This window comes from Paraburkholderia sp. J94 (assembly GCF_905220285.1).
GTDB classification, from domain to species: domain Bacteria; phylum Pseudomonadota; class Gammaproteobacteria; order Burkholderiales; family Burkholderiaceae; genus Paraburkholderia; species Paraburkholderia tropica_A.
The window spans coordinates 193,886-209,752 of sequence record NZ_CAJMZH010000003.1 but is presented as its reverse complement, the minus strand read 5'-3'; the positions used below and the strand labels follow the sequence as shown (position 1 = coordinate 209,752).

Annotated in this window: 15 protein-coding genes and 1 tRNA gene; 10 read left to right on the top strand and 6 right to left on the bottom strand. The window is 65.8% G+C overall.

Going from position 1 to position 15,867, the window contains the following annotated elements; all coding sequences use genetic code 11:
- Window positions 1–189: 189 nt before the first annotated feature.
- Complete coding sequence (gene sixA, locus U4Y88_RS07155) at window positions 190–654, bottom strand: phosphohistidine phosphatase SixA (RefSeq protein WP_224008445.1); 465 nt, start codon at window positions 652–654, stop codon at window positions 190–192.
- A 342-nt stretch (window positions 655–996) separates the two neighbouring features.
- Between sixA and U4Y88_RS07150 the strand changes: the two genes are divergently transcribed.
- From U4Y88_RS07150 to U4Y88_RS07140, 3 genes are all read left to right on the top strand, one after another.
- A complete protein-coding gene (locus U4Y88_RS07150; RefSeq protein ID WP_321783164.1) occupies window positions 997–1,320 on the top strand; it encodes a hypothetical protein in 324 nt (107 codons plus the stop codon).
- Window positions 1,321–1,846: 526 nt separating this feature from the next.
- Window positions 1,847–2,230 (top strand): restriction endonuclease fold toxin 5 domain-containing protein, encoded by a 384-nt coding sequence (locus U4Y88_RS07145; protein ID WP_321783162.1) that lies wholly within the window; start codon window positions 1,847–1,849, stop codon window positions 2,228–2,230.
- The gene (locus tag U4Y88_RS07140; protein ID WP_321783159.1) at window positions 2,231–2,974 is read left to right on the top strand and encodes an immunity 52 family protein; all 744 of its coding nucleotides are present in this window, start codon (window positions 2,231–2,233) and stop codon (window positions 2,972–2,974) included. It begins immediately after the preceding gene.
- Between the two features lie 333 nt (window positions 2,975–3,307).
- On the opposite strand, the gene U4Y88_RS07135 is transcribed toward U4Y88_RS07140, so the two are convergent.
- Window positions 3,308–3,384 (bottom strand) — tRNA-Pro (locus U4Y88_RS07135).
- A gap of 331 nt (window positions 3,385–3,715) precedes the next feature.
- On the opposite strand from U4Y88_RS07135, the gene imuA reads away from it, so the two are divergent.
- Genes imuA through U4Y88_RS07120 form a run of 3 tightly spaced genes read left to right on the top strand, consistent with a single transcriptional unit; the run spans window position 3,716 to window position 9,665 of the window.
- Window positions 3,716–4,558, top strand: coding sequence for a translesion DNA synthesis-associated protein ImuA (imuA, locus tag U4Y88_RS07130; RefSeq protein ID WP_224008448.1), 843 nt, complete (start codon window positions 3,716–3,718; stop codon window positions 4,556–4,558).
- Entirely contained in the window at window positions 4,461–6,122 is a 1,662-nt protein-coding gene (locus U4Y88_RS07125) for a DNA polymerase Y family protein (RefSeq protein ID WP_321783157.1), read from the top strand. Before imuA ends, U4Y88_RS07125 begins: the two co-directional genes overlap by 98 nt.
- Before the next feature lie 18 nt (window positions 6,123–6,140).
- Window positions 6,141–9,665: an error-prone DNA polymerase gene (locus tag U4Y88_RS07120; protein ID WP_321783155.1), complete on the top strand. Its 3,525-nt coding sequence runs from the start codon at window positions 6,141–6,143 to the stop codon at window positions 9,663–9,665.
- 63 nt (window positions 9,666–9,728) lie between these two features.
- Here the strand turns inward: U4Y88_RS07120 and U4Y88_RS07115 are convergent, their stop codons facing one another.
- Window positions 9,729–10,661, bottom strand: a complete 933-nt coding sequence (locus tag U4Y88_RS07115; protein WP_321783153.1) for an SDR family oxidoreductase — start codon at window positions 10,659–10,661, stop codon at window positions 9,729–9,731.
- 13 nt (window positions 10,662–10,674) lie between these two features.
- Window positions 10,675–10,878 carry a heavy-metal-associated domain-containing protein gene (locus U4Y88_RS07110; protein WP_224017939.1) on the bottom strand — a complete coding sequence of 68 codons (204 nt, stop codon included), beginning with the start codon at window positions 10,876–10,878 and terminating at the stop codon, window positions 10,675–10,677.
- A gap of 178 nt (window positions 10,879–11,056) precedes the next feature.
- Here U4Y88_RS07110 and cueR point away from each other — a divergent pair, with 178 nt between their 5' ends.
- From cueR to U4Y88_RS07095, 3 genes are all read left to right on the top strand, one after another.
- Window positions 11,057–11,473: a Cu(I)-responsive transcriptional regulator gene (gene cueR, locus U4Y88_RS07105; RefSeq protein ID WP_224017937.1), complete on the top strand. Its 417-nt coding sequence runs from the start codon at window positions 11,057–11,059 to the stop codon at window positions 11,471–11,473.
- 332 nt (window positions 11,474–11,805) lie between these two features.
- Window positions 11,806–11,952 carry a DUF3563 family protein gene (locus U4Y88_RS07100; protein WP_074986432.1) on the top strand — a complete coding sequence of 49 codons (147 nt, stop codon included), beginning with the start codon at window positions 11,806–11,808 and terminating at the stop codon, window positions 11,950–11,952.
- Window positions 11,953–12,168: 216 nt separating this feature from the next.
- Window positions 12,169–12,489 carry a hypothetical protein gene (locus tag U4Y88_RS07095; protein ID WP_321783152.1) on the top strand — a complete coding sequence of 107 codons (321 nt, stop codon included), beginning with the start codon at window positions 12,169–12,171 and terminating at the stop codon, window positions 12,487–12,489.
- Between the two features lie 148 nt (window positions 12,490–12,637).
- On the opposite strand, the gene U4Y88_RS07090 is transcribed toward U4Y88_RS07095, so the two are convergent.
- Both U4Y88_RS07090 and U4Y88_RS07085 read right to left on the bottom strand, forming a co-directional pair.
- Window positions 12,638–13,483, bottom strand: a complete 846-nt coding sequence (locus U4Y88_RS07090) for a 23S rRNA (adenine(2030)-N(6))-methyltransferase RlmJ (RefSeq protein WP_224017933.1) — start codon at window positions 13,481–13,483, stop codon at window positions 12,638–12,640.
- A 249-nt stretch (window positions 13,484–13,732) separates the two neighbouring features.
- Window positions 13,733–14,704 (bottom strand): potassium channel beta subunit family protein, encoded by a 972-nt coding sequence (locus U4Y88_RS07085; RefSeq protein ID WP_224017931.1) that lies wholly within the window; start codon window positions 14,702–14,704, stop codon window positions 13,733–13,735.
- A gap of 357 nt (window positions 14,705–15,061) precedes the next feature.
- Between U4Y88_RS07085 and U4Y88_RS07080 the strand changes: the two genes are divergently transcribed.
- Complete coding sequence (locus U4Y88_RS07080; RefSeq protein ID WP_183038243.1) at window positions 15,062–15,865, top strand: 3-hydroxybutyrate dehydrogenase; 804 nt, start codon at window positions 15,062–15,064, stop codon at window positions 15,863–15,865.
- Window positions 15,866–15,867: the final 2 nt, after the last annotated feature.

Sequence of the window (15,867 nt, the reverse complement as noted above, 5' to 3'; positions counted from 1 at the left end):
GCGGGGTGTTTGCCGCATGTGGGCGGCGCTGGGATGGGGCTGGCGGGCAGGGCGCGCCGCGTTCATCGGCGCGCGAAGGCATGGCGACGATGGCGCGCGGCGTAACGCGCCGTCATGGAGTGTGTGGCGCCGATCAGACGGGATCGGCGCGGTTTCAGCGGATGGGGGCGAGGACGATGGCGACCCGGATCAGACCAGATCGGGCGTGATGGCGGCGAGCAGGACGGCTTCGCCGTCGCCGTTGCGCTCGCGGCTCTTGATCCAGAGCACGCCCGACTTCTTCACGGGCCAGCCGCGGCGGTCGCCATCGGGCGACAGCAGGTGCGCGGCGACTTCGCCGAGCGTCGGCTGATGGCCGACCACGACGACCGTCGACGCAATGCCGTCGGGCCAGCCGGCGGCGGTCAGCACGGCGTCGACGCTGGCATCGGGCGCGATCTCGCGCACCACGCGGTACTGGTCGGTGAGCGCTTCGGCGGTCTGGATCGTGCGGGCGGCCGGGCTCGCGAGGATCACGGCGTCGTCGGGCAGACGCGTGCGCAGCCAGCGCGCGACGTTTTGCGCCTGTTTGCGCCCGCGAGTCGTGAGCTGGCGCGCGAGGTCGCTCGACGCGAAATCTTCGGCTTCGGCGTGACGCCAGAGGATGAGATTCATGGACGGCTCTCCTGTGGAATGGGCGGGGCGCGAGGCGCGGATTGCGTCGGATTGCGTCGTTTCGCGCTGGTTGTCTTTTGTCGCCATTGTAGGGAGTCGGGAGCATTGGGTGTGCCGGCGAATGGTGCGGGTGCGTTGCGCACACTGCCGGGAAGCGCCGGAAAAACAAAAAGCCCAGCCGGTTAAGGCTGGGCTTTTTGCTTGAAGCTGTGGTCGGAGTTCGCTGGGAGCCGGGCCACACGCACGCGAACGACAGCGAATCAGGCGAAGAGGATGAAGCTGGCGAGCGGGCTGCCAGCACGGCGCGCGTCCGAAGTAGACACGGATGGATGGGAGGCAGACATGGCGAAGGGCTTCAAGACAGGCGGGCGCGCGGCGGGAACCCCGAACCGTCTCACGGCGGACGTGCGCGCCCTGGCGAACGAATACACCGCCGAGGTGCCGACGGTGCTGGTGGACCTGATGCGCCACGCCGAGAACGAGGCGAAGCGGCTGGCGGCGTCGCGCGAACTGCTCGACCCCGCCGTGGGCAGGCCGGTCCAGCGCGCCGAGGTGAGCCGCAAACTGGAAACCGCACCTGCCGACTACAAGGCGATGACCGACGAAGAATTATGGGCCGTCGTTTACGCGGGCCGCGCCGAACGCGAGGCCAAGGCAAACGGGTAATCTCGCCGCCCGCCGCGTTTGATTTTCAATCAAAGAATTCAAGGACAAACGCGCCTGCCACATCCAAATGGGATTCATCTGATTCTGCGTTGTCGCGGGCGTCGGTAGCGTCGACCGGCTGTTCGCGCACTTAATGGCGCGATTGCCCAAAGTATGACCCAGCCCGTTCGCTTTGGACACCTCTGCCATCGTCCAGTCAGGAAACGCCTATGCCCAGACAGAGCGATTTACGTTTTTCCCTGGACATATGTGCCACCCGCAAAAAACAACCGGAACAAATGGAGAATCACTGATGGGTATTCCATTCCCAGGTACGCTTGCAAGCGCAGCCAACTCGCTTCTCCAGACCATGCCCGTACCGCTGCCTTCGCCGGTTCCGGCTACGGGTTCCGCCGGAGGCGCAGGTGCTGGCACGGGCGCGGGTGGTAGTCTGGACAGCCTTCCACGCGACCGGAGCCGCGAGCGCAACAGGCCATGCAAGTGCCCGCCAGATAAGGCCGGTAAGAAGGTGCGGAGGAACCACAGCATGAACCCGGAGCCACGGCGCTACCAAGCGCGCATTACCGGCTTTGAGTATGGGATAACAACGGATGGAAAAGGGCGCGAGACCAACGAAGGCTGGAATATGGAATGGGACTGGCTTGACATCGATTTTGATGGGTTCCAGGCGTCACAATGTCTTTTGCAAGAAGCTAAGGGAAATTACGATCAATTTTTAAAAGAAAATAATGAATTGAAATTTCCATTCAAAGGATTCGCAAGAATGCAGGAGCAAATAGCAATTCAAGGAGAAGTTGTTCGTGCCAATCCACCGAGCAGACTAATGTGGTACTTCGAGACACCGCAAACACGATCCTGCATGATGAACACGCTTCGCCAGTTTGGTGTGCCGTCGGTCCATCAACCGTGAGTGATTATTGTGAATTTACTTGAACAACACAGAGATCAAGCTGCCACCCCAAAAGGTGCGTTCGACTTCCATCTTCAACGAATCAAAGCTGTTATTGATTTTATTGCAACTAAGGACGAAACCTTGGGTGGCAACTGGTATCTCGGAGGGGATTCGCTGCAAGATGCACTTCAGTATGACGTCTTCGCCAACGGAGCAATATCGAAGGCTGCAATAGATGCTTTGAAGGCAGACTACGGACACGGGAAAAAAATTGATCGACCGAAAGCCTTGGGCATATGGAACGGGAGGCAAGATGACGGTGCAACCGCAATTATGTCATTAATGATAGACACTGGAATTATTTCCAATAGCGTCGACTTGTCTCTGGATGAGAAAGCGAATGGTCTTTCACGGTTAGGTAATTACAAATCTGTGGCCGAGGTTGTAGCCAAAGTGGCCGAGCTTTATCACTCGCTATATGTGACATTCGGGCCGCGCGCCTATCAGGATCAACAGGTCTTTGATGATCGGCTAGGCGTAAGCTGGATGCTGTACCTGCCGCACGTTCTCACGCCAGCCCAGGTTCCTGAGGCGCGCGCCCTGATTCCGGTCATGCGCGACGGCCAGCAGCAAGGCACGATCATCGTTAGCGTGACGGATGAAGTGTTCGATGTGAACAACCGGGCACACGTCAAGGCTGCGAACGATATCGAAATCCGTCTTGCCGATCAGGACTTGTTGCCGCGCTTCATCGACCTTTAAGGTTACGCCCTGGCAGCGAGTATCACCGGGGCTTCAATCAATCCGCCTTTCCACGCACATATGCTGCCCACGCCTCCATCATCGGGCGGCGCGCTCCCCAATCGTCAGCAGGCGGCCCGTTCTCTGTCGCCAGCGTGGACGGCACGCCCGACGAATAGCAGGGATGCTTCGAGGTGGAGGCGGCGGCGAGATACGTTGCTGGTCGCCCACAACCGAGCGAGACGGTGGGGCGAATCACAAGACAGGGGCGGGTGGCGTTGCTCGAATTTGCCTACACGGACCCACAAAACAAAAAGCCCAGCCGGTTAAGGCTGGGCTTTTTGCTTGAAGCTGTGGTCGGAGCGATAGGATTCGAACCTACGACCCTCTGATCCCAAATCAGATGCGCTACCAGGCTGCGCTACGCTCCGAGGAGCCGCGGATTGTAGCGTCTCCATGCTGTCGGCGTCAAATCAGTTCGCTTGTTGTTTTGGCTGGCGACGGTTTTCACCGGCTCGCCGGCCCTCTATGCACGCCGACCGCCGCGTTTTCCCCAACCTCCCCGCACCGCCATCCATCCCCTTTATCCCGGCTAACGGTCTCAAAAACTCCCTTCCAGGAAGACGTCAAAATACTGTATAAATATACAGGACTGCGGCGCCACCCGATGCGCCCGCCCAACTCCCTTCGCCATGCCCCTTCATTGCCGGGCAGGGCGAACTATTCCCGATCGACAGGGCAACCCGGCAACGGAGCGCACGCATGGCCGCCGCGATTCAGCTCACCGCGCATCTGCCGTCGCGGCTGCAAAGCCGCGTCTGGCAGGGCGATCAGCTTGCGTACGCGAGCGAGCGCACGGTGTCGAGCGGCCACGCCGCGCTCGACGCCCTGTTGCCCGGCGCCGGCTGGCCCGCGGGCAGCCTGACCGAACTGCTGGTCGAGCAGGGCGGCATCGGCGAGATGCGGCTCGTCGCGCCTGCGTTGCGCGCGCTCACGGCGCAGGCGGGCCGTCATGTGCTGCTCGTCGCGCCGCCGTGGCAGCCGTACGCCTGCGCGCTCAAGGCGTGGGGCATCGCGCTCGACCGCGTGGTCTGGGTGCGCGCGAGCGAGGACGAGGCGCCCTGGGCCGCCGAGCAGGCGCTCAAGCAGGACGGCATCGGCGCCGTGATGCTCTGGCAGCCGAAGGCGCGCGCGGACGCCGTGCGCCGTCTGCAGGTCGCCGCGCAGGATTCGCAGGCGCTCGCGTTTCTCATGCGGCCGCCCGCGGCGCGCAACCAGTCGTCGCCGGCGCCGCTGCGCATGGTCTGCACGCCGGTGCCGCCGCCCGAGGCGGACACGCGTCTGAACCGGCGCGCCTGGATGCAGTTTGCCGCCGTCTCCGTCGATATCTTCAAACGCCGCGGGCCGCCGCCCGCCCAGCCACTCGTCATTACTTTGCCGTTGCAGACGTCGCTGCTGCCCCAGCCGGGCGAGGCGTCGGCGCTGCCGTGGCCCGGGGCTCATCACCATGCTGTGGATCGCCGTCACCTTGCCGTTGTTGCCGCTGGAGGCCGTCAGACCGATCCTGCCGCCGCCGTCACTGTCGTCGCGGGGCATGCGGGATGAGCATGCCGATCACGTCGATCGCGTCGATCACAGCGGCCACGATGAAGCCGCGCCGCCCGAGCGCTGCTACGCGCTCGCTGACCACGCGCGCATCCTGAGCCCCGATCTCGACGCCTTCCGCCTCGGCGTGCAGCCCGGCGCGACGCGCGCGCATGCGCTGGCGCTCGCGCCCGGTCTCGTGCTGCTCGAACCCGACGCGGCGCGCGAGCAGCGCGCATTCGAGGCGCTCGCACTGGCGCTGCTCGCTTACACGCCGAAGGTGTCGTTCGCGCAGTCACCGCAGTCGCCTACTTTGCTGCTCGAAGTCGGCTCGGGGCTGCGGTTGTTCGGCGGCGTGCGCGCGCTGCTTGCGAAGGTGACCGCCACGGTCGCGAGCTGCGGCCACGCCGCGCGCATCGCCTGCGCGCCCACGGCGTGGGGCGCGTGGACGCTCGCTCAGGCACGCGCCACGCGTGTCCCGTCGCGGCGCTGGCGCGTACTGAAGGAAACGACGCTCGCGCGCGCGCTCGATGCGCTGCCGGTCGGCCTCGCGCCGTTCGCCGCGCAGCACGAGCAGGCGCTCACGCAGATCGGCTGCGCGACGCTCGGCGATCTGCGGCGGCTGCCGCGCGACGGCATCGTGCGGCGTTTCGGCGACGGCGTGCTCGCCTGGCTCGCCCAGGCGCGCGGCGAGGCGCCCGATCCGCGCGTCTGGTTCGCCGCGCCGCCGTCGTTCCGGGCGTCGCTCGAATTGCAGGCGCGCGTCGAGAGCGCCGAGGCGCTGCTGTTCGCCGCGCGCCGCCTCGTGATGCAGCTGGCGGGCTGGCTCGCCGCGCAGCACGGCGCGCTGAGCGGCTTCGAATTGCGCCTCGAACACGAGCTCGCGTCGCGCCACGCGCCGCGCACGTCGAGCCTCGCGCTCGCGTGGGCCGCGCCGTCGCGCGACCCCGAGCATCTGCTCTGGCTGTTGCGCGAAAAGCTCAATCAGACCGAGCTGATCGCGCCCGTGATCGGGCTTGCGCTGGTCGCCGATCAGGTCAGCGAATACGCCGCGCCCACCGACACGCTGTTCCCCATGCCCGAGGCTTCGGAGGCGTCGATCACGCAGCTGTTCGAGCGCATTGGCGCGCGCGTGGGCGAGCAGAACGTGCTGCAGCTTTTCGTCGAGGACGATCACCGGCCCGAGCACGCCATGTCGGCGCGCACGTGGCGGGCGAGTGCGCGCCGCGCGGCGCCGTGCAAGCCGCGCGAGGGTCGCAAGGGCGCGCGCTCGCAAGCCGGCGAGCCGAGCGAAAGCACGCCGGCGCAGAGCGCCTTCGATCTGCCCGAGGTGCCGCTGCCGTCGCAGCCGCGTCCGGCGTGGCTGCTCGAAAAACCGCTCAAGCTCGCGATGCGCGGCGACCGGCCGGTGTATCGGCGTCCGCTCAAGACGCTCACGCGCACCGAGCGCATCGAGGCCGGCTGGTGGGACGGCGAGGGCGTCGAGCGCGACTACTACGTCGCCGCCGACGATCAGGGCCGCATGTTCTGGCTGTACCGCGAGCGCATCGGCGGCCAGTGGTATCTGCAAGGCCTGTTCGGCTAGCGTTTTTCATCGAGCATCATGTCGATCAGCGGAGCGGGCGATTCGTTGCCCGCGCAACCTTCATTGCCGTCTTCGCCACTGCCTGCGCAGCTGCCGGGTCAATTGCCCGAGTATGCGGAGCTGCACTGCCTGACCAACTTCTCGTTCCTGCGCGGCGCGTCGCGCCCGAGCGAGCTGGTCGAGCAGGCGATCCGTCACGGCTATCGCGCGCTCGCCATCACCGACGAGTGCTCGTTCGCGGGCATCGTGCGCGCCTGGAGCGCGCTCAACGACTACGACGAAGCGCGCCGCAAGGCGCACGCCGAGGCGCGCACGCCCGGCCCGTTCGTGCCGTCGCTGCAATTGCTGACGGGCAGCGAACTGAATCTCGTCGACGAAGACGGCGCGCCGTTCTGCACGCTCGTGGCGATCGCGATGAACCGCGAGGGCTACGGCAATCTCTGCGAGCTGATCACGCTCGCGCGTTCGCGCGCGCCGAAGGGGCAGTACCGCGTGACGCCGTCCGACTTCACCGATCCGCAGACGCATGCCGCCGATCCCACCCAGGATTTCACGCACCTGAAGCATCTGCGCGACTGCGTGCTGCTGCTCGTGCCGCAGCGCGCGGCCACGCTCGCGCAGACCTTGCGCGCCGCGCACTGGCTCGCGGGTTTCGCGGCCGAGCGCGCGTGGCTCGCGCTCGAACTCTGGCAGACCGGCAGCGACGACGCGCAGATCGAAATCCTGCGCCACGTCTCGCAGGAAAGCGGCCTGCCGCTCGTGGCGACGGGCGGCGTGCTGATGCACGCGCGCTCGCGCAAGCCCTTGCAGGACACGCTGAGCGCGATCCGCATCGGCAAGCCGCTGACCGCGTGCGGGCGTGCGCTGGAGGTCAACGCGGAGCGCCATCTGCGTTCGCGCGTGCGGCTCGGCGCGATCTATCCGCGCGAGGCGCTCGACGCGACGCTCGACGTCGCGCGCCGCTGCACGTTCAGCCTGGGCGAGCTGGCCTACGAATATCCCGAGGAACTCGTGCCGCCCGGCGAAACGCCGGGCACGTGGCTGCGCAAGCTCGTCATGAAGGGCGCGGACGAGCGCTGGCCCGACGGCCTGAACGAGAAGCGCAAAGGCCAGATCGAGCAGGAACTCGCGCTGATCACCGAGTTGCAGTACGAGAAATACTTCCTCACCGTGCACGACATCGTGCGTTTCGCGCGCGAGCAGAAGATCCTGTGCCAGGGGCGCGGTTCGGCGGCGAATTCGGTGATCTGCTACTGCCTCATGATCACGGAGATCGACCCCGTGCGCATGAACATGCTGGTCGCGCGGTTTCTGTCCCGCGCGCGCAACGAGCCGCCCGACATCGACGTCGATTTCGAGCATCAGCGCCGCGAGGAAGTCATTCAGTACATCTATCGCAAATACGGCACGCGCCGCGCCGCGCTGGCCGCGACGCTCATCACCTATCGCTCGCGCAGCGCGTTGCGCGACGTGGGCAAGGCGCTCGGGCTCGACACCATGCTGGTCGAAAAACTCTCGGGCGCGCATCAGTGGTGGGACGGTCCCGATTCGATCGCGCATCATCTTCAGGAGGCGGGCTTTTCGCCCGATTCGCACGTCACGCAGCAGCTGATTCGCCTCACGCGCGAGCTGCGCGGCTTTCCGCGTCATCTCTCGCAGCACGTGGGCGGGTTCGTGATCGCGCGCGACAAGCTCTCGCGGCTCGTGCCGATCGAAAACGCGGCGATGAAGGATCGCTACGTGATCGAGTGGGACAAGGACGACATCGACGCGCTGCGTCTCCTGAAAGTCGACGTGCTCGCGCTCGGCATGCTCTCGGCGATCCGGCGCTCGCTCGAATGCGTCGCGCTGCGGCGCGGGCTGCCGCAGTTCCGCGTGCAGGACATCGGCGTCGAGGACCGGGCGGTCTACGAGATGTGCACGCATGCCGATACGGTCGGCGTCTTCCAGATCGAATCGCGCGCCCAGCAGAGTATGTTGCCGCGTCTGCGGCCGCGGACGTATTACGACCTCGTGATTCAGGTGGCGATCGTGCGGCCGGGGCCGATTCAGGGCGACATGGTGCATCCGTATCTGAAGCGCCGGCATGGCGAGGAAGCGGTGGAGTATGCGAAGGAGGAACTGCGGCCGGTGCTCGAACGCACGCTCGGCGTGCCGATTTTTCAGGAGCAGGTCATGCACCTCGCGATGGTCGCCGCCGACTACACCGGCGAGGAAGCCGACAAGCTGCGCCGCGCGATGGCGGCGTGGCGGCGCGATGGCGATCTGCGTCCGTATCAGGCCGACTTGACGGAGCGCATGCTGCGCAAGGGCTATACGCCGGAGTTCGCGGAACGCATCTGCAAGCAGATCGAGGGTTTCGGCGATTACGGCTTTCCCGAGAGTCATGCGGCGAGTTTCGCGCTGCTCGTCTACACGAGTTCGTGGCTCAAGCGCTACGAGCCCGCCGCGTTTCTCACGGGCTTGCTGAACAGTCAGCCGCTCGGGTTCTATTCGCCGTCGCAACTCGTGCAGGACGCGAAGCGGCATGGCGTGAAGGTGCGCGCGCCCGATATCGGCTTGAGCGACTGGGAGTCGGTGCTGGAAGTGCGCGGCGCGCCGGGCGTGCGTCTCGCCGCCGACGCGGCCAGCGAGGCTACGCGTTGCGCCGAGGTGGCGCGCTATCGCGCGTTGCTGCGTGCCGCGACGTTCAACGATGCGAACGCGCTGACGAGGACGAAGGCGAAAGCGGAAACGAAAGCGATAGCGAAAGCGCGCCGCCGCCCGCTCATGCGCGGCTATCGCGGCGTCGTGCGCGCGCGTGTCCTGCTCGCGCCGCGCCATTACGGCCGCCACGGTCCGGCGGTGCGGCTCGGCTTCAGTCTCATCAAGGGTTTTTCGGAAGCTGCCGCGCATCGCGTGATGGCCGCGCGCGCCCAGGCGCCGTTCACCGATGTCGACGACCTCGCGCGCCGCGCCGGGCTCACGCGCCGCGAGCTGGAAGCGCTGGCGGCGTCCAATGCGCTAGCGAGCATCGCCGGGCATCGACGCGAAGCGTGGTGGGCCGTGACCGCGCAGCATGCGGTGCCGGCGCTGCTGCGCGACGCGCCCGTCGCCGAGGCGCGGCTCGACTTGCCGCGCGCGTCGGAAGGCGCGGAAATCGTCGCCGATTATGCGAGCCTGCGCCTCACGCTCAATCGCCATCCGCTCGAACTGCTGCGCGAAGGGCTCGCGAAGCAGCGGTTTCGCAGCGCGGCGCAACTCGCGCGCTGCCGCCACGGCATGCTCGCGCGCGTGTGCGGCATCGTCACGGTGCGGCAGCGGCCGGGCACGGCGAAGGGCACGATCTTCGTGTCGCTGGAGGATGAAACCGGCTCGATCAACGTGATCGTGCACGCGGCGCTCGTGGAGTCGCAGCGCAAGGAGTTGCTCGGGGCGTCGCTACTGGCGGTGGCGGGCGTCGTGCAGCGCGAGGGCGAGGTGGTGCACCTGGTCGCGCATCGGCTCGAAGATCACAGCCGTTTGCTCGGGCGGCTCGCGACGGAAAGCCGTAACTTCCACTGAGAGCGTTTTTGACGGCGAGGGGAGAGGGCGATGCGGGCAGTGTTGTCCGCATCGCCGCGAGGCTTAGTTTTTGTCCGCGTATTCGCGCGCGAACGCATCGAGCACCGCGCCGATGCCCGCGTCGAACGGCGTGCGCCGCCCGATGCCGAGCGCTTCGAGGCGGCCCGAATCGAGATGACAGTCGCGCGGACGCGGCGTCGCATCCGTCGGCTGCGTCAGCGCGATCAGCTGCGCCTCGATGCCGAGCGCGCGCGCGATGCGCTGCGCGATCTCGTACTTGGTCATCGGCTCGTCGCCGGACCATTGCGCGATGCCGCGCACGGCCTCGCCGTCCGCGCAGCGCGTGAGCAACTCGCGGATCACGAAGGCCACGTCGGGCGTGAAGGTCGGATAGCGCGTGGCCCAGGCGTCCATCGGCGCGGGCTTTGCCACGGCGTTCGCATCCGACGAAGCCGCCGCGCGGATCGGCGGCACGAGGCTCGTGACCGCCGATTCGTTCCAGTCGACGATCGGACCGTACAGCAGCGGCAGACGCAGCACGAGCGCATCGTCGCTCGCGTCGAGCAGCGCGCGCTCGCCTTCGAGCTTGCTGCGGCCGTAGGCGTTAAGCGGATTCGGCGCGGCGTCCGGCAAATACGGCGGCTGCGTGCCGTCGAACACGTAGTCGGTGGAAATCGACAGCACCCACGCGCCGCGCGCCTTCGCCGCCGTGGCGATGCTGCGCACCGCGTCGACGTTGAGCGCGCGCGCCGCAACGGGATCGTGCTCGCAGACATCGGGACGGCGCTCGGCGGCGGCGATCACGATGGCGTCAGGCGCCTCGCGCGCGACGAAGGCCGCGACCGCGTGCGCGTCGCGGATGTCGAGCGCGACCTGATGTGGCCCCACGCGGCTGTGCGCGGTCTGCACGACTTCCCAGCCGGTTTCGGCGGCGAGTTCGCGCACGAGCGCGCGTCCGAGCAGCCCGGACGCACCAATGACGGCGACCTTGAACATGGCGCGCCCGGCCTCAGGCCGCCGTGCTCTTGACCGTGTAGCCGGCTTCGTCGATGGCGGCCTTGAGCACGTCGGCGCTCTGGGTCGATTCGACGCTCACGCGGCCAGCGGCCAGGTCGATCTGGACCTTGGCGGCGGCGTCCTGTTCGTGGATCGCGCGCGTGACGGCGCCGACGCAGTGCTGGCAGCTCATGCCTTCGACGTTGAACTGGATCATGGTGATTTCCTTTTGCTGAGTGAACGGAACGGAAAGACAAACGACATATGCGGCCTGCGCCGGATTATGCCAGTGGGTGTCCGGCGCTTACCGGCAGGGCAGCCGGTGAGCGCTGGACTTTCCCATCATGGGAAGGTGTAGCATCAAAGAATCGTTGGAATTTCGGCAGGAGAGCAGCATGAACATTGGCGAAGCGGCGCGCGCATCGGGCGTCACCGCGAAAATGATCCGCTATTACGAGAGCGTGGACCTGCTCGCGCCCAAGGCGCGCACGGAAGCGGGCTACCGCGTGTACGGCATGGAGGAGGTGCACGCGCTGCGTTTCATCCGCCAGGCGCGGCGTCTGGGTTTTCTCGTCGACGACATCCGCCGCCTGCTGGCGCTCTGGCACGACCGCTCGCGCGCGAGCGCCGAGGTCAAGGCGATCGCGATGGAGCACGTTGCCGAACTCGACCAGCGCATCGCCGAACTCACGCAGATGCGCGACACGCTGCGCCATCTGGCCGCGCACTGCCACGGCGACGACCGGCCCGACTGCCCGATCATCGAGCGGCTTGCCGATCCCGAACCGGTCGCGCAGGGTAGCGAGGCCTGAGCGGCTCGATTTGCCGACCGAGTTGCCGATCGAAAGGTGCAACCTGTTCAGGCAAATTGTCGCAACCGGTGCGCTGGTGGCGGTGATTTGCACAAAAGTGGTGCGTAAAACGCCGTCAGCCCGTGACGTAGGGCGATCGTGGCGTGGAATGTGTCGATAAATCATCAAGTTGCCAAATACGCGCGGCGCATTATTCCAAACTGGAATGCACCGCATTCGAGCAATTCACTAGCAAATTCAGGTGCAACCGCTATAATGCGGGTTATCCCTTACGAGGGTAATCCCTGATGCAAAATCCACCGGGGATACACAGATCCTTGGAGAACATCATCATGTTTGCGTACCTTCTTGAAAAGCTGAGCACCTGGTTTGAAACTGCCGAACGTCGTCGCCGCGAAGCGTATCTCGCTTCCTCGTCGGACATCGTGCAACTCGAACAGCGCATCCGCTCGCTCGAATCGAACGGCTACTCGCTGTAAGCAGCCGCAGGCAATCTGCGCTGTCGCAAGCCCCGCACTGGCGGGGCTTTGTCATTTCTGGCGCTCCGGCGCTCCGGCGCTCCGGCGTCCAAAGCGCTCCGATGAAGGCAGTCTCAGCCTTCCCACCGCGGTAAGGTAAAGTCTTTTTTGCGACAAGCCGACAACACAGTGGAGTCGCTTTTATCTACCGGGGGACGGTTCATGGCGTCAGTCAGCGTGTCAGTCAGCTTTTTTCACCATTCCGTGCGCGTCGTTGCGATCGTGGCGATCGCCGCGCTGACCAGCGCGGGCGCGCAGGCGGGGCAGCCGCTGATCCTCGATACGCAGCACGGGATCAGCGACGGCCAGAAGGGCATCGTGTTGCAGAATGCGCCGCTCGGCCAGTCGCAGATGGTGCCGATGCAGCAGTTGCCGACGGACGGCAGCACTCAGCAGCAGCCGATCATCGTTGCGCCGTATGTGGAAGTGCCGGGCGGCGGGGGCGGACGGCCGCCGCGTCCGCGGCCCACGCCGCAGCAGTACGCGCCTCAGCAATAAGGCGCGGCGCTTGATGGCTGCCGCCAGGCGCGGCAACTAACGGCGGGTATCTGGACGAGATACGTGCACGAGCACGCGATACGCCGCGCCGGATGCGCGGCGAGAAAGAAATACAGCAAACGGGCATGCCGCAGGGTCGCGCCTGGCGTCAGTCGCCGCGCGATTCGAGCTTGAATTGCGCGCCGTCGTCCTCGCCGAGCGTCTTGACGAGCCAGGGCATCGTTTCCTTGAGCGCGGCAACCAGCGTGTACGGCGGGTTGACGATGAACATGCCGCTGCCGAACAGACCAAAACCATCGCGCGGCGGACGCTTCACCGACAGCGAGACGTGCAGCCAGTTCTTTTCCTGCAGACGCTTGAGCTGCTCGGGAAAGCGCTGCGATTCGGGCCGCGTGACCTGCGGATACCAGACCGCGTAGGTGCCGGTCGCAAAACGCTCCAGCCCTTCCTCGACGCACTTGACCGTGCGCGAGTAGTCGCGCTTGTCCTCGAACGACGGATCGATCAGCACCAGCGCGCGGCGCGGCGGCGGCGGCAGGAGCGTCTTGACGCCGTCGAAGCCGTCGCCCGCGTAAATCATCACGCGGCGGCCGGCGTCGTGAAAACGATGACGCAGCACGTCGATTTCGGTGCTGTGAAGCTCGAACAGACGCATGCGGTCCTGCTCGCGCATCAGGCGCCATGCGAGATAGGGCGAGCCGGGATAGAAGCGCAGATGGCCGTCGGGATTCAGCGCCGCGACTTCGTCGACGTAATCCGAGAGCATCGGCGGCAGGTCGGTGCGGCCCCAGAGCTTGCCGATGCCGGTGTCGAATTCGGCGTTCTTGGTGGCGTAGCCCTCGCGCAGCGCATAGGCGCCCGCGCCCGCGTGGGTATCGATATACCAGTACGACTTGTCCTTCTTGCTGAGGTAATGCAGCAGTTGCACGACGACGGCGTGCTTGAGGACATCGGCGTGATTGCCGGCGTGGAAAGCGTGGCGGTAGCTCAGCATGATGGGGCGGACGCGAGGAAGGTGGCGACCGGCGCGCGCGCACGCGCGCCAATGGCGGTGAAACGAAAAACGGCGGTGCTCAGGCTCTTTCGAGACGTCTCTTGAGAGACGCGCCGCTGGCGATGCGCGCCGGCGGCGTTCCGGGTGTCTCAAAGGTCTCGAGCAACATGTCGCGCCGGCGAAGCCGCGTATTGTACAGCGTCGTACAGCGCGGCCTGACTCGCAACATGACGCGCAACACGACCCGCCTTACTCGTACTGCTCGCCGACGATCGCCTCGATCTTCGCCTTCACTTCCGGCGTGATTTTCTCGGCCACTTCGCGCGCCTTCATGTTCTCGCCGATCTGCTCGATACGCGACGCGCCCGTGATCACCGTGCTCACGTTCGGGTTCTTCAGGATCCACGCGAGCGCGAGCTGGCCGACCGTGCAGCCCAGTTCCTTCGCGAAGTCGGCGAGGCGGCCGACGATGGCGTTCTTGTCCGCGTCGGTGACTTCCTTGCGCAGCCAGTCGTAGCCTTGCAGTTGCGCGCGGCTGTCCGACGGCACGCCGCTGCGGTACTTGCCGGTCAGCAGGCCCGAGGCGAGCGGGCTCCACGTGGTGAGGCCGAGGCCGATGTCTTCGTACAGACGGCGATATTCGTCTTCCACGCGGCGGCGATGGAACAGGTTGTACTGCGGCTGCTCCATGACCGGCTTGTGCAGATGATGCCGCTCGGCGATTTCCCACGCGGCGCGAATCTCGTCCGCGCTCCATTCCGACGTGCCCCAGTACAAGGCCTTGCCGCGCGTGATCATGTCGCTCATCGCCCAGACGGTTTCCTCGACGGGCGTGTTCGGGTCGGGGCGGTGGCAGAACACGAGGTCGACGTAATCGAGTTGCAGCCGCTTGAGCGACTCGTCGATGGCGTTCAGCAGATATTTGCGATTGAGCGTGTGGTACTGGTTGGGCGCTTCGTTCAAGCCCCAGAAGAACTTGGTGGAGACCACGTAGCTCACGCGCGGCCAGGCCAGTTCCTTGAGCGCCTGGCCCATGATTTCCTCGGACTGGCCGCCTGCGTAGACCTCGGCGTTGTCGAAGAAGTTGACGCCCGCGTCGCGCGCCGCGGCGAGCGATTCGCGCGCGAGATTGCGGTCGACCTGATTGCCGTACGTGACCCACGAGCCGATAGACAGTTCGCTAACCTGCAGGCCCGAGCGGCCCAGTCGCCGATAGTTCATGAACGCCTCCTTGTTGAGCACGCAAAGTTAGCACGATCGCGGCGGCGGCGCTGAGCGCGCGCTGTGTCGTACAAGCGGTTGTACAGCGGGTTGTGCGGCCGCGCGTGAAGCCGCTCCTGAAGCCGTGGCACCGGCGCGCCACGATGCGCTGCGGCAAGCACGCGCCGCCTTGCTCAGATCGGCACGCGGGGCACTCGGCTTCATGCACAATAGCGCGGTTGGCCGCGGCGCAACATCCGGCCGGATGGCGTAGGGAAAATGCAGGAAAACGCTTACGCCATTCGACAGGTTTGACGGGTTGTGCGTGTCGAGGTCTCATCTCTTCTACGTCGTTGTTCCCATTCCTGGAGGTGCTCGATGTCGTCTCTCACTCTGAATTCGAAGCTCGATGGCAAGGTCGCGGTCGTTACCGGCGCGGCCAGCGGTATTGGCAAGCAGATCGCACTGACGCTCGCCCAGGCGGGCGCGGCCGTCGCTATCGCCGACCTCAACCAGAGCGGCGCCGACGCCGTCGCCGAAGAGATCAAGGGCGCGGGCGGCAAAGCCATCGGCGTGGCCATGGACGTCACGAACGAAGACGCCGTGAATCAGGGCATCGACCGCGTGGCCGCCGAATTCGGCTCGATCGACATCCTCGTGTCGAACGCCGGCATCCAGATCGTCAATCCCATCGAGAACTACGCGTTCTCCGACTGGAAGAAGATGCAGGCGATTCACGTCGACGGCGCCTTTCTCACGACCAAGGCCGCGCTCCAGCACATGTACAAGGACGACCGCGGCGGCGTGGTGATCTATATGGGTTCGGTGCACTCGCACGAGGCGTCGCCGCTCAAGTCGGCCTACGTGGCGGCCAAGCACGCGCTGCTCGGCCTCGCGCGCGTGCTCGCGAAGGAAGGTGGCAAGCACAACGTGCGCTCGCACGTGGTGTGTCCGGGTTTCGTGCGCACGCCGCTGGTCGAAAAGCAGATTCCCGAGCAGGCCAAGGAACTCGGCATTTCGGAAGAGGAAGTGGTCAAGCGCGTGATGCTGGGCGGCACCGTCGACGGCATCTTCACGACCGTCGAAGACGTCGCGCAAACGGTGTTGTTCCTCTCGGCGTTCCCCACGGCGGCCTTCACGGGCCAGTCGTTCGTGGTGAGCCACGGCTGGTTCATGCAGTAACG

Bases quoted from the DNA above. Each gene is read 5' to 3' on its own strand.
- U4Y88_RS07100 (WP_074986432.1), top strand. From the start codon at position 11,806: ATGTTTGCGTACCTTCTTGAAAAGCTGAGCACCTGGTTTGAAACTGCC.
- U4Y88_RS07085 (WP_224017931.1), bottom strand. From the start codon at position 14,704: ATGAACTATCGGCGACTGGGCCGCTCGGGCCTGCAGGTTAGCGAACTG.
- U4Y88_RS07145 (WP_321783162.1), top strand. From the start codon at position 1,847: ATGAACCCGGAGCCACGGCGCTACCAAGCGCGCATTACCGGCTTTGAG.
- U4Y88_RS07125 (WP_321783157.1), top strand. From the start codon at position 4,461: ATGCTGTGGATCGCCGTCACCTTGCCGTTGTTGCCGCTGGAGGCCGTC.
- U4Y88_RS07090 (WP_224017933.1), bottom strand. From the start codon at position 13,483: ATGCTGAGCTACCGCCACGCTTTCCACGCCGGCAATCACGCCGATGTC.
- U4Y88_RS07110 (WP_224017939.1), bottom strand. From the start codon at position 10,878: ATGATCCAGTTCAACGTCGAAGGCATGAGCTGCCAGCACTGCGTCGGC.
- imuA (WP_224008448.1), top strand. From the start codon at position 3,716: ATGGCCGCCGCGATTCAGCTCACCGCGCATCTGCCGTCGCGGCTGCAA.
- sixA (WP_224008445.1), bottom strand. From the start codon at position 654: ATGAATCTCATCCTCTGGCGTCACGCCGAAGCCGAAGATTTCGCGTCG.
- U4Y88_RS07115 (WP_321783153.1), bottom strand. From the start codon at position 10,661: ATGTTCAAGGTCGCCGTCATTGGTGCGTCCGGGCTGCTCGGACGCGCG.
- U4Y88_RS07120 (WP_321783155.1), top strand. From the start codon at position 6,141: ATGTCGATCAGCGGAGCGGGCGATTCGTTGCCCGCGCAACCTTCATTG.
- U4Y88_RS07080 (WP_183038243.1), top strand. From the start codon at position 15,062: ATGTCGTCTCTCACTCTGAATTCGAAGCTCGATGGCAAGGTCGCGGTC.
- U4Y88_RS07150 (WP_321783164.1), top strand. From the start codon at position 997: ATGGCGAAGGGCTTCAAGACAGGCGGGCGCGCGGCGGGAACCCCGAAC.
- cueR (WP_224017937.1), top strand. From the start codon at position 11,057: ATGAACATTGGCGAAGCGGCGCGCGCATCGGGCGTCACCGCGAAAATG.